The organism is Pseudarthrobacter lactosi (genome assembly GCF_055412785.1).
In genome coordinates this window covers 325600-337738 of sequence record NZ_JBVAYS010000001.1, presented here as the reverse complement: position 1 = coordinate 337738, position 12139 = coordinate 325600, and the positions used below count along the sequence as shown (strand labels likewise).

The 12139-nt window shown below is 63.3% G+C and carries 14 protein-coding genes; 11 read left to right on the top strand and 3 right to left on the bottom strand.

Translation table 11 applies throughout. The features are described from left to right. The first annotated feature begins 47 nt into the window (after positions 1-47). From ACZY0Q_RS01540 to ACZY0Q_RS01500, 9 genes are all read left to right on the top strand, one after another. Positions 48-1493 carry a DUF5129 domain-containing protein gene (locus ACZY0Q_RS01540; protein WP_463913875.1) on the top strand — a complete coding sequence of 482 codons (1446 nt, stop codon included), beginning with the start codon at positions 48-50 and terminating at the stop codon, positions 1491-1493. An 81-nt stretch (positions 1494-1574) separates the two neighbouring features. Next, entirely contained in the window at positions 1575-2045 is a 471-nt protein-coding gene (locus ACZY0Q_RS01535) for a GyrI-like domain-containing protein (RefSeq protein WP_463913873.1), read from the top strand. Positions 2046-2598: 553 nt separating this feature from the next. After that, positions 2599-2928, top strand: coding sequence for a DUF3040 domain-containing protein (locus ACZY0Q_RS01530; protein ID WP_463913870.1), 330 nt, complete (start codon positions 2599-2601; stop codon positions 2926-2928). A gap of 251 nt (positions 2929-3179) precedes the next feature. Further along, the gene (locus ACZY0Q_RS01525) at positions 3180-3419 is read left to right on the top strand and encodes a hypothetical protein (protein ID WP_463913867.1); all 240 of its coding nucleotides are present in this window, start codon (positions 3180-3182) and stop codon (positions 3417-3419) included. After that, the gene (locus tag ACZY0Q_RS01520; protein WP_463913864.1) at positions 3416-3586 is read left to right on the top strand and encodes a hypothetical protein; all 171 of its coding nucleotides are present in this window, start codon (positions 3416-3418) and stop codon (positions 3584-3586) included. The genes ACZY0Q_RS01525 and ACZY0Q_RS01520 overlap by 4 nt, the downstream gene beginning before the upstream one ends. Next, positions 3543-3899: a DUF5671 domain-containing protein gene (locus tag ACZY0Q_RS01515; RefSeq protein WP_463913862.1), complete on the top strand. Its 357-nt coding sequence runs from the start codon at positions 3543-3545 to the stop codon at positions 3897-3899. Before ACZY0Q_RS01520 ends, ACZY0Q_RS01515 begins: the two co-directional genes overlap by 44 nt. A 74-nt stretch (positions 3900-3973) precedes the next feature. After that, positions 3974-4438, top strand: coding sequence for a universal stress protein (locus ACZY0Q_RS01510; RefSeq protein ID WP_463913860.1), 465 nt, complete (start codon positions 3974-3976; stop codon positions 4436-4438). Continuing rightward, positions 4435-5301: a universal stress protein gene (locus ACZY0Q_RS01505; RefSeq protein ID WP_463913857.1), complete on the top strand. Its 867-nt coding sequence runs from the start codon at positions 4435-4437 to the stop codon at positions 5299-5301. Before ACZY0Q_RS01510 ends, ACZY0Q_RS01505 begins: the two co-directional genes overlap by 4 nt. 12 nt (positions 5302-5313) lie before the next feature. Beyond that, positions 5314-5790, top strand: coding sequence for a pyridoxamine 5'-phosphate oxidase family protein (locus ACZY0Q_RS01500; protein ID WP_463913854.1), 477 nt, complete (start codon positions 5314-5316; stop codon positions 5788-5790). A gap of 17 nt (positions 5791-5807) precedes the next feature. Here the strand turns inward: ACZY0Q_RS01500 and ACZY0Q_RS01495 are convergent, their stop codons facing one another. Continuing rightward, entirely contained in the window at positions 5808-7709 is a 1902-nt protein-coding gene (locus ACZY0Q_RS01495) for a heavy metal translocating P-type ATPase (RefSeq protein WP_463913852.1), read from the bottom strand. Between the two features lie 400 nt (positions 7710-8109). Further along, positions 8110-9006 carry a universal stress protein gene (locus ACZY0Q_RS01490; protein WP_463913849.1) on the bottom strand — a complete coding sequence of 299 codons (897 nt, stop codon included), beginning with the start codon at positions 9004-9006 and terminating at the stop codon, positions 8110-8112. Between the two features lie 170 nt (positions 9007-9176). On the opposite strand from ACZY0Q_RS01490, the gene ACZY0Q_RS01485 reads away from it, so the two are divergent. Beyond that, on the top strand, positions 9177-9818 hold the full coding sequence (locus tag ACZY0Q_RS01485; RefSeq protein WP_463913846.1) for an NADPH-dependent F420 reductase: 642 nt from the start codon (positions 9177-9179) through the stop codon (positions 9816-9818). Positions 9819-9850: 32 nt separating this feature from the next. Here the strand turns inward: ACZY0Q_RS01485 and ACZY0Q_RS01480 are convergent, their stop codons facing one another. After that, the gene (locus ACZY0Q_RS01480) at positions 9851-11236 is read right to left on the bottom strand and encodes an MBL fold metallo-hydrolase RNA specificity domain-containing protein (RefSeq protein WP_463913844.1); all 1386 of its coding nucleotides are present in this window, start codon (positions 11234-11236) and stop codon (positions 9851-9853) included. 224 nt (positions 11237-11460) lie between these two features. Between ACZY0Q_RS01480 and ACZY0Q_RS01475 the strand changes: the two genes are divergently transcribed. Continuing rightward, positions 11461-12138, top strand: coding sequence for a response regulator (locus ACZY0Q_RS01475; protein ID WP_463913841.1), 678 nt, complete (start codon positions 11461-11463; stop codon positions 12136-12138). The last annotated feature ends 1 nt before the right edge of the window (position 12139 follow it).

Below are 12139 nucleotides of genomic sequence, written 5' to 3'. Positions count from 1 at the left end.
CCAGGAATACAGCCTTGACCGCAACCTGATGCCTGAGAAAGGGAACCATGGGCAAGAGAATCAGCGCTCTGCTGCTGACCTTCATTCTGCTGTGGGCCACCGCTATGGCAGCCGGCGCCGTCACGCCGGTCGACGTCGTCGTTGAAGACCGGGCGGGCGTCCTTGATCGAAACACCTTGGACCCGGCCATCCGGGAAATCGAGTTCCACGAGCCCACCAAGGTGGCGGTCTACACCTACAACGGCAGATCGGCAGACAACCTCAATGAAGAGGTCCTCAGGTTCGCGCGGGCAGAGCACCCGGAATGGATCAGTTCCGACGGGCAGAAGTGGGCGGATGGGCTGTTCATTTTCGCCCTGGATCCTGTCGGCCGCCATGTCGGTACCTACATGGGCGAAGACCGCAAAGTATCCCCGGAACAACGCGATGACATCCAGAACGCCACGAAGGACCTGCTGCGTGACGCCCAATGGACCGACGGCACCATTGTCGGGATCCGGCAGGGTGCAGAACGGATCAACCAACCGTGGTACCGCTCGGCGCCCTTTCTGACCTCCGCCTGGGTGACTGCGGCGGTGGCCGCCCTCGGCGCCGGTGCGTGGCTTATTGTCCGGGCAGTGACCAGGGCCGCCAGCCGCAGGGAGCTGGAACGTGGGGACAAGAGCTATGCGAACGTGAGCGTGGACCTGGAGGTCACTGAGCTCAACGCCAGCACCATTCCGGAGTCATCGAGCTACGGCAGTTCCGTACTGGAGAAGCACCGCAGCTTCCTGACCCGGTACAACGCGGCCACTGTGCTCTCCAACCGCGTCCATGCGCTCTCGGCGGCGGCGTTGGGCAGACGTCCGAACCTGAGACTGACTCAGGAGTATGCCGATGCCTCCTCCGAACTCGATGCGCTCGACGATGTCATTGCCGACACTAACGCGCTGCTGAACCGCGCCAGCACCTGGCGCACTGCCTGGGACCGGCAACTAGCGCCCTTCCGCGGCGATCTAGCCGGCTTGGAACAGCTGCTCAGCAAGCGTCATGGGCAAGGAGATTCCGCCACTGCGGCGGCGCTCCGGTCCTTCCGGGACGGGAGCCTCCGCGAGATTGAGCACTGGACCGCAGAGCTCGGCGACGGGACCATCTCGCCCGAAACAGCCCTGGACCGCCTGTCCGACGCGCGAACGCGCTTGTCAGTGCTCTTGAAGAACCATGCGGAAACCGTGATCGCGTCCTTCGCCAAGAACGAGCGCGAAGCCAAGCTCATGCGCAAGGAGATGGAAACCGCTGAGGAAGGCCTGGACCACCGCCAGCGACGCTCCTACGAACCAAGCATCCTGGGCATTGTTTACCCGTCCTACTATTTCTTTTCCGTCCCGACTTTCAACTCCGGCTTCAACACCGGCGTCAGCAGCGTCAGCTCGGCCCGCGGAGGAGGCGGCAGCACGGGATACGGAAGCAGCGGCGGAAGCTTCTCCGGCTCCGGCAGCTCCTCGAGCTTTTAGACTCTCGAGTCCCACGGCAAGGAGCTGTCCCATGCCATTAGGCCCTGTCCCCCCGCAGCTTCCGCACCGCATTCTGGTCCTATGAATGCGCCACAGCCAAACCCGACAATAATCAACTGTCTTCCGCAGCCAACCGCCGTCCTGCGTGAACGCGTTCCAATGAATGCCCTCACCGAGTTTTTCGGCCGGGCTTTCACCATTGTGATGGCCGCTGCCGGGGCGCAGAATGTGCAGCTGACGGGTCCGCCATTTGCCCTCTACCGCGGGACGCCCACCCCAACGGTCGACGTCGAAGCCGGGTTTCCGATCAGCGGCGCCTTCCAGGACAAAGACGGCGTAACCGCTGGCGCCTTGCCCGAGACCCAGGCGTTTGAAGCCGTGCACATGGGCTCATACGACACCCTGGAATCCACGTATGCGGCAATTCAGGAAAGAATGAAAGCTCAAGGATTCACTCCCTCCGAGACAATGTGGGAATTCTACCTGAGCGGGCCAGGCGTCGAGCCTGATCCCCTGAAGTGGCAGACCCGGGTGGTTTGGCCTATTGCCTGACTTCGTACGTCTGCGGGCAAACCACCGAAGCCGGAAACTCCGATGTCCCGGATTGCCGGGCCTTTTGCCCCTAATGAGTCGCGGGCGATTCTGAAACCATCGTTACAGTCGGTTGGTTCAGACGGCAGCAGCGGCAATCATCACCGTTCCATTGCACTGGAGCCGAAAAGGATCAAAGTCATGGCAGGATCATTCGAGCTGTTTACCGGTGAGTGTCCTGGCGGTCAGCGGTCTGGCTAAGCGCTCCGGCGAGCTGACCGCCGTCGACCGCGTGTCTTTTCCATTTCCGCGCCGGCGAAACCTATGGCTTGCTCGGGCCTGATAGCGCGGGCAAAGGCCACCGTCATTTCCATGGTGCCGGCCTGATAACGGGAGGGGTTTCGCCGCCATGGCACGTACCTCCGCGTTACCCCTGCCTGTCAACCATATCCAGAGTCAAGGTGCCAGTAAAAGTTCGGGACGTTCGCCCCTACCCGCGTATGGAGGCTGGCTGCACACTGGATATTGATGTCGGACCCATGCGTCCAATGTACGTTCAGAAGGGAGGGTACAAATGTCGCTTTCCCGGCGCGAGCGTGGCCAGCTCAACGGGATTGGGCGCCAGTTGCTCGAGGAGGACCCGCAGCTCGCCGCACGCTTGGGGCAGCCGCCGCGGCCAGCGTCCAACGGCTGGATCCTGGCCGGCGCGGTGCTGCTCACTTCAACCGGCTTTGTCATCTTGATGATCGGAGCTGTACTGATGTCCACGGCACTTGGCGCCGCTGGCTTCATCGCCATGGCAGCCGGTGGATCAATCGCATCGCGCCGTATCGACCCTCCGCGACTACGGTGGGTGAAGCGGCCGCCCAATCCTGAGGTTCGGCACAACACCTCGGTCGAATAGATGCTGGCGAAAAATATTTCGTGGCCTGCTGGCTGAACTGGGTCTTCCTCACTGCTGATGGATCTCGTTTCCCGGGGCACGCCGGGAACCTGTGATCTTGCTGATCGAGGGCCCGAAGACACATGCAAAGGGGCAGCCAGTTCTCGATACTGACGGCATCAATGCTGCGGCGGGAAAGCCGGACCGGATCCTTATCACCGTCATTTCGGCTGCCAATTCCTATCTCACGGACGCTGCCCGCTCCTCCTGCAGTGGGTTCCGCGAAAAGCGGCCCGCCGCCCACCCGGGTTGTCCTGATCTCGACCACTGAGAGGGACGGCACGGCCCTGGTGAAGGTCTCCGTCGTCGGTTCCGGTTCCGGCGGCCCATTCGGACCCTCCGAGTACGAGATGGAGGACCGTTTCTCTCTAGTGAAGACCGATGGCAAATGGCTGGTCGACCAGGCACCGTACCAGCTTCTGTCCTGCACCGGATCGACCGTGAAACGATGACTTCCCGAGTCTCCACGACAGCTACAAAGGCAGGGTCCGCCCAACTCACCCTCCGCCGCCTGATCCTCTACGTACTGTTGTTTGCCTTGGTGGTGATCGCGGCTATCGGGCTCAGCGGCCTTTTTGGCGCGGCTGTTCAGCACCGGCGCGCTGCTGGCCTCCAGTGATGTCGACGGGCTTGCCCGTTCCCTTGCCTTCACGTTAATCGGCGGACCGCTCGCCGCGCTCCAGTGGTGGGTAGTCTGGAAAAGGCTCGACGACGGCGCGGAACGCATCTCAGTGGGGTGGGGCCTCTACTCGGCCGCCGCCTACGCGGCGTCGCTGATCGTGTCCGTGACGGCCCTCCTGGGGTTGGCGGCATCCTTCATCGGCCAGCAAGAACCCCGGTGGTATCGGTTCGTCGCCGGCATCGTTGTCCGTGGGGCTCTGGAGACAGAGCAACCGACCGCAAACTCAGGCAGAGCCCCCCGTTCCAGGTGACTTTTGGCCCTACAAGGCCGCTAGCACACGGAACAGGCTGGAGGGGAGCAATCGTTTAATGAAGGGAAGCGGTCATGGTGGAGTCAGCCTTGCAGGATGCCAGGTTCGTGGTGGGGGTTGACGGATCGGAGGCGTCGGTGGAGGCGCTCCGGCAGGCCCAGCGACTGGCCGTCCCGGTTGGGGCCAAAGTGCTGGCCACCGCCTGCTGGGACGATCCACAGGTTTACGCCGGCTACGTCGCGATGGGCATAGACCGCTTCGAGGAACGCGTGGAGCTGATCCTCAACGAAGCGCTGGAGAAGGCGTTCGGGCCGGAGACGCCCACGAACGTCATTCCTCGTGTCGTCAAGGGCCATCCCAGAGATGCGCTCATTGATGCCAGCCGCCACGCTGACATGATCGTCGTCGGCAGGCGCGGCCATGGCGGATTCGGTGGCCTGCTCCTGGGATCCGTCAGCTCGGCCTGCGTTGCCCACGCGCACTGCCCGGTCCTCGTCGTCCACAGTCCCGAACATACGCAACAGGAAGGCCAGCCGTGAGATCCTCCAACCCAATCGCCGTCGCCACAAATGATTCTGCCCAGAGCCAGGAGGCCGTACGGTGGGCTGCGCAGCGGGCCGCCCGCGCCCACGTACCCCTGGTGATCGTCCACGTAGTGGACGACCGCTGGATGGCGGAGCCCATGCCCTGGACTGGAATGCTGCTGGAGAAAGCCGACGAACTGTTGGAAACCGCCGCCGGGCGCGTTCGGGGAACCGTTCCGGTTGAGATCACCACCAAAGTCCTGGAAGGAGGCGTCGCTGGCTCTCTGGGTAAGTACTCGGCCAAGGTGTCAATGCTTGTGGTCGGTTCCGGCGCCCCCCATTTGGGTGGTTCGCTGACCGACCGGGCACTGCAGGTCGCCGCAGCAGCAAAGTGTCCGGTCGCAGTCATTGGAGACCAGGAGATCGAAAGCCGGCAGGGCGTGGTCGTGGGCGTTGACGGGTCGGAAGAAGCCACCCAGGCCGTTGCGTTCGCTGCTGCGGAGGCAGACCGGGAAGGCCAGGAGCTGACGGTGGTCTACGCTTTCCGGGGGCCCGACCGATGGATCGACAGTGCCGCCCTCACCGAGCATCTGGCCCAACGGATTCAGGATGAGGAGCAGGTTGTGCTGTCCGAGTCAATCTCCGGCCTCGGCGAGGACTACCCGGACTTGGTGGTGCACAAAGTCCTCGAAACTGACATGGAACCGGCCGCGGCGCTGGCACAGGCCGCAGCGTCCGCCCGGCTGCTCGTGGTGGGAAGCCGGGGCCGGGGCGGCTTTAAACGGCTGCTGCTGGGTTCCACGGCACATGCGGTGCTGACGCACCTGCCGTGCCCGACGGTGATCACCCCCATCCAACGCATGAAGCACAAGAAGTAGGGGCCCGGCACGATGCAAGGCAACGACGCAGGCCAGGAAACTGAAGCCCTGGACATTCATGACTGCTGGAAATACCTCCGATCGGCTTCGGTCTGCCGGGTCGCCCTGACCGCAGGTGGAGGTCCGGAAATTTTCCCCGTAAATTACGTTCCCGACTACGGGACCGTGGTATTCCGCACCGGCCCGGGCACCAAGCTGGATGCTGTGCTGGGCGGCAATTCCGTTGCATTGGAGGCTGACGGCTTGAACACCTACGGCACCATCGCCTGGAGTGTCATCATCAAGGGGACTGCCAAGGTTGTGGACACGCAGGAAGCTTTCCAGGAGGCAGCAGAAGCCGGGCTCTCACCCTGGCAGCCGGGCAGCAAGGAGCATCTGGTCCGGGTAACACCCACGGACATCAGCGGCCGGCGCTTTGCCATCAGTCCAACATCCGCCTGGTGGCCGCCGCTGGACTCCCCTGGGCATGAACCTCCCCGCGGCAGCTGAGGTAACGACGCCGGCCCTCACCGCACGTTGGCGACGCTGACGCGTGTGCCTCCTACCGCCGTCGCGCTTCCCCTGTGGCCCCCTCGCAGGGCACGAAGGGCGTTCAGGATCGTGGCCAGATCGACCACTTCCTGGAGGAGGGCGCCGGCCACTGCGGGAATGAAGCCGAATGCCGCTGCGACCATCAGGCCAATACTGAGCAGGATGCCCGTCCATATACTCGCCAGTGCTATCCGGACTGTGCGCTGGCCGATGTCGACTGCCAGCGCTGCTTTTGATAGGTCGTCGAGCATAATGACGACGTCGGCCGACTCGCTCGCCGCGGTTGACCCTTTCGCACCCATCGCGACACCAACGTCTGCGGCGGCCAGGACCGGAGCGTCGTTCACACCGTCGCCGACCATCATCACCGGGCGTTCCCGCAGTCCTGAGACGATGGCGACTTTGTCACCCGGAAGGCATCCCCACTGGAGACGGGAAATCCCGGCCTGCGAAGCGATTCTTTCGGCCGTGATGCGGGCGTCGCCCGTCAGGAGAAGTATTTCCTTAACGCCCAGCCCGCGCAGGTAGGCCAACGTGCTCACCGCATTGTCCCGCAACGGGTCGCGCATGATCAGGGTTCCCCCGAAACGTCCGTCAACACCGACATAGACTGCCAGCTGTCCGTCGGCCAACTCGACCTCCTCGAACCCCGAAGTGACCGAACGGACAAAGCCAGGCTTACCCACTGCGACGGATTGGCTATCGCATCTGGCCGTGACCCCGTCGGTCGCGTGTTCGGAAGCGTTTCTCCCCGGCAGAAGCTCAAGGCCGCGGTGCTGGGCAGCATCAATCACGGATGCGGCAAGGACATGGGAGGAGTACTGCTCTGCCGAGGCCGCCAGCTGCAGCAGCCGGTCCTCGGTGAGCAGTCCCGATGCCGCCCGGGAGACCCTGATGCTGTGCAGGCTGGGCCGGCCGTGGGTGAGCGTGCCTGTCTTATCGAAAACGGCCGTGCGCACCCGGGCCAGCTGCTCAAGCGTTCCGCCATTCTTGATAATGATTCCGGCGTGGGCCGCCCGGCTTGTGCCGGCGAGGAATGCCACAGGAGCTGCAATGAGCAGCGGGCAGGGTGTAGCGACAACAAGGACCTGTGCGAACCGCGCCGGGTCCTGGCTGAAATACCAGCCGATCCCGGCCAAGGCAAAGGCGAGGATCGTGAACGGAATGGCGTACCTGTCGGCGAGCCGGACCACTGGCGGCCGACTCGCCGCCGCATCCTGGACCAATGCCACGATCTGGCTGTACTGAGAGTCTTTGGCCGTGGAGGTCGCCTTCATGTTTACGGCGTTGTCGCCATTGACGGATCCGCTGAGCAGCGAATCGCCCTGGGCGTGTTCAACCGGCAAACTCTCACCAGTCAAAGTGGATTCGTCGAAACTGCCAGCGGGCGTAAGAAGCAGCCCGTCCACGGGAACCACCTCCGATGGCTTGATCAGGAGGACATCGCCCCGGCGGACGTCCCCGGCCGGGATGTCTTCCGGGGGCAAACCCGGCAATTCGCGGTGGGCCGTCTGCGGGACTCGCTCCAGCAGGGACCTCAGCTCCCGGGTAGCACGCCCCTGGGCGATCTCTTCCAGGGCTTCGCCCCCGGCCAGCATCAGCACGATGATCAGCGCTGCCACGTACTCCCCTACGGCCACGGTCGCAGCAATGGCAGTCACCGCCAGGAGGTCAATCCCCCATCGGCCGTTGCGCAGCGCCTTAACCATGGAGCCGGACCGAAAGATCGCAACGAGGACGGCGTAGGCGCTTGCCATCCATTGGGCTGCCGATTCCTGCCCCGCGGCAAGGAGCACCGCAACGGCCGCCCCCGCCACGACCGTACCGGCCACCAATGGAAAACGAATCATCGCTGTCCGCAAGGCTGTCAGAGTCATGAGGTCGACCCTACGGCGGCATCGGCCTGTTGCAACGGAGCCTCAACCACGCGCTGTAGGACCATCCGGCGGGACAGGATTGTCCGGCGGCAGGAGTCCATCCGGCGGGGCTGCAGGGCGCACCGTATTGGCGTCGGCTGCTACCGGATAACGCTCGTAGACTTCCCCGGCGCCCTGGTCCAGGCGGAATGGCGGAAATTCATCACGCATCAGGGCGACGTAAGTGATGACCCGGTAAATCCAGCGATTGAAGCCCAAAAGGCTGAGAATAAGCATAGAGATGGAACGGGCCCGCATGAGAATACTCCCGTCGTCGATATCCGGATGTTCCCGCCAACCCCAGCTGTGTCTGGCTCCCTCAAGAGTCCGCCCCCGAGGCCGCGGCCAGTAGGGCCATAGGTCACTGCAGGTAAGCGGCAGTCCTTGGCCGGAACCCGGGAGCCGCTTGGGATGCAGGACGCGTGATGATGGTGGGAGAAGGCAACTGCATCAGAACCTTTTCGGCGATGGATCCGATGGGTTTCCGAAGTCCACCCCGTCCCCAGCAGCCAATCACCAACAGGGATGCCTGTTTTGCGGCGCGGATGAGCGCATCGGCGGGAGCGTTGTCCGATTCCAGCGCTTCGTAGACATCCAGCGCCGGAAAGTGTTCCCGCATGCTGCCAGCAGCTTCTGAAATGAGCGTCCGGGAGTCATGCTTAGGGCTGTAGCCCGGGCGGGTCTTGCCTCCAGCGTCAGTTGGAGCCAGGGATTCCGACGCAGCATGCAGAATTGTCAGAGCCTCTCCCATCCGGTTTGCTTCCTCCGCCGCCACCCTCAGGGCAAGCTGGGAGTCAACCGACCCGTCGATGCCAACCACCACCCCTGTTCGGCCAGCAGCCGTGGGAGCTGGGATGACGGCGACTGGACTTTGGCACAGGACTGCGGCCTGAAAGCTTACAGATCCGAATCCCTCACCTCGCCTGTCCGCTGTCCGGTCCGAACCAAGAACCACCATCTCGGCGCCAACGGACAAACGGCTCAGCACCGGTGCGGGCTCGCCCGGCTGCCAGCTCGTAGTGATTTGCAGCGTCGGATGCCGTGCGGCCACCCTGTCATGCTCAAGGCCCAGCAACGTCTGCGCCTCTGCCATGGCCTCCCCGTATTGCACCGGCAGTCTGTAGAAGGAGGGTTCGGGCACCACGCGCACCAAATGCAGCCGGAGCCCTAGCCGGTCAGCCCTCCGCGCAGCCCAGTCCGCTGCCCTTTGGCCCGTGCTGGAGCCGTCAGCTCCGGCCATGACTTCATGCGCCTTCACATCCGGCCCCCTTCATCACACCACTCAAGCCAGTATCTCGCTGAGGCACTGAACGGACAGTGCCATAAGCCCCCCGCTGCCTCCGGGGCTTTCGTCCCTAGTGCCCGCACCCGGCGGCAATGTCTACTGGATGGACACGCAGAATGCTGCGTTCCAAAAAAGGGAAGACCATGACCATCATCACCATTCTCGGCAGCGGGCATATGGCCCGCGCACTCGCCATGACGATGCTGCGGGCAAACAACCCGGTACAGATCCTTGGCCGTGACGGCTCCAAAACACGGGACCTGGTCGAAAGCCTTGGGCCCGGGGCGACGGGAGGCATGACCGGCGCGCCCGTCACAGGTGCACTGGTCTTCCTTGCCATCCCACACAAGGAGGTGCACAACGCCCTCCTGGAAATCGGCGACTCTCTTGACGGCCGCGTCGTGGTGGATATCAGCAACACAGTGGACGTCACCAATTTCGATCGACTGACCACGGAGCCGGGCACGTCCGCAGCCGAAGAAACAGCCCGGCTCTTGAATGGACGCGCGGATGTGGTGAAAGCGTTCAACACCACGTTTCCCGCCACCCTGGAGGCTGGAAAGGTCGGCGGCCAACATCTGGACGTTTTTATCGCTGGCGACTCGGAGCAAGCCAAAGAGAAAGTCAGCGCCGCGGTAGCGGCCGCAGGACTCAGGCCCATTGACGTGGGGCCGCTTCGGCGCTCGCGCGAACTTGAAGCCTTCATGCTGGTTGTTTATGGCCTGCAGGTCAGCCCTGAGCATGAACACTTCAACTGGGACACCGCGCTCAGGGTTTTTCCATAGAAGAGGGTGCCTGATGGTCCCTCCCCAGGCACCTAACGCGGGTTTTTCAGCGACACGGCTTCGAGATGCTCAGGGACCCGGACGTTCCAGCCCAGTTCACGTCTGACTCGAACCCGCAAAGCGTCAGACGCTTCCGGCTCACCATGGGTGATGTAGGTCATACGCGGCGCTCGCTGGACTGCGTGCATCCACTCGACGATTTCATTGGAATCCGCATGCGCCGACAGGCTGTCCAACATAACGACTTCGGCTTTGATGGCAACGTCTTCACCGAAGATCCGTAACCGCCTTGCCCCGCCCGTCAGGGCGGCACCACGCGTCCCCGAGGCCTGGTATCCGCTGAGCACTACCACGTTCTTGGGGTCTGGTCCGTAGGCCTGGAGATGGTGCAGGATCCGGCCTCCGGTGAGCATGCCACTCGCCGAGATAATCACCATGGGGCCGCCGCGAAGGTTCAGCAGTTTGGAGTCGTCCACGCTCCGGGTCATGGTGGCCACGCGGTACATTTCTGTGTACTCGCGTTCCTGCAGCCGGTGTTCTTCGGGGTGCCGCTGGTACATTCCCGACGCGTCGATGGCCATCGGGCTATTGAGGTAGATGGGGACGTCCGGGATCGCCCCCCGCCGCCGGAGGCGTGAGAGATGCAGCATCAGGGTTTCAGCCCTGCCCACGGCAAAAGCGGCAATAAGGACAACCCCGCCCCTCTTGGCTGCCCTGTTTATAACTTCGCCCAGTTCGTCCTCCGGATTTGTCTCCGGGTGGACCCGGTTGCCGTATGTGGACTCGGCCACGAGGACGTCGGTGGCCTCGAGTGCCCGCGGGCGGTGCATCAGTGGATCATGCGGCCGGCCGAGGTCCCCGGTGAAGTGCAGGCGCGTGCCCTGGACAGTCAGCTGTATCTGCGAGGCGCCCAGGATGTGCCCTGCCGGCACAAAAGTGGCCTGGATGCCTCCCCCAAGGTCGAGGGGTGAATCAAAATCGTGCGGCTCGAAGCTGTTCAAGGACCGCACGGCATCGGCGGCCGTGTAGACCGGGAGGGGCGGGTGATGGGATGAATATTCGTGCAGGTCCGCGTAGCGGGCTTCCTCCTCCTGGAGGTGTCCGCTGTCAGGCAGGAGGAGCGTGCACAGTTCCGTAGTAGCCGCAGTAGCGTGGACTCGGCCCCGGAATCCGTCCCTGACCAGGGCTGGGACGTAGCCTGTATGGTCCAGGTGGGCGTGCGTAAGCAGGACTGCGTCAATGGATGCCGGGGGTACCGGAAAGGGTGCCCGGTTGCGGACACGGACGCGTTTGTATCCCTGGAACAATCCGCAGTCGATGAGGATCCGTTGTCCACCCGAATCCACGAGGTACCGGGACCCCGTGACTGTGTCGGTTGCCCCCAGGAAGCGAAGAGCGGCTTCGTTCTTATCCTTCATTCCTGCTCTTTTCCGAGAAAGACGACGGCGGCCGCGGACCAATGCGGCTGTGGCACAACGTTCTCCCGGTTCAGACAGCCAGGGTAGGGCCATTGGTCACAGTGTCCGGGCGCCAGCGGTTCGGGTCATTGGACCCTTGTGGCATCTGCGCTGTTCCTAAAGAATGAGTCAGCGCAGATATGCAACTCCTTACCTGTTGTAGCGGAGGCGCGGAAGGGACCACGATGAACGACGCGACCGCATCGGAGCAACGGACTGAACCATCCAACGACGCTATCCGTGTGTTCATCCTTGACGACCACGAGCTCGTGCGGCGGGGCCTGCAGGATCTCCTGGAAAGTGAGGGATTCACCGTCGTCGGCATGTCGGGCTCTGCTGCTGAAGCCGCCCGTAGGATTCCGGCGCTGCGCCCGGACGTGGCAATCCTTGACGCCCGTTTGCCGGACGGGACGGGCATCGAGGTATGCCGCGATGTGCATTCCGTGGATGAAACGATTAATTGCCTGATCCTCACCAGCTACGACGACGAGCAGGCGCTGCGGGGCGCAGTCCTGGCCGGGGCGTCCGGATACGTTCTCAAGGAAATCGGTGGCACCGACCTTATCGGTGCCCTGCGCCGCGCCGCCAAGGGGGAATCCCTGTTTGACGCCGACCTTAAGGCAAGGATCGTTCAGGGACTGGCAGAACCTGAGCACGTGGACCCCAGGGTCGCGTCATTGACCCGGCAGGAGCGGAAGGTGCTGGAACTGGTCGGGGAGGGCCTGACAAACCGCCAGATCGGCGAACGAATGCTCCTGGCGGAAAAGACAGTCAAAAACTACGTCTCATCCCTGCTCGCGAAGTTGGGTTTTGAACGGCGGACCCAGGCCGCGGTCCATGTTGCTCAGCACCATGAGCACTAAT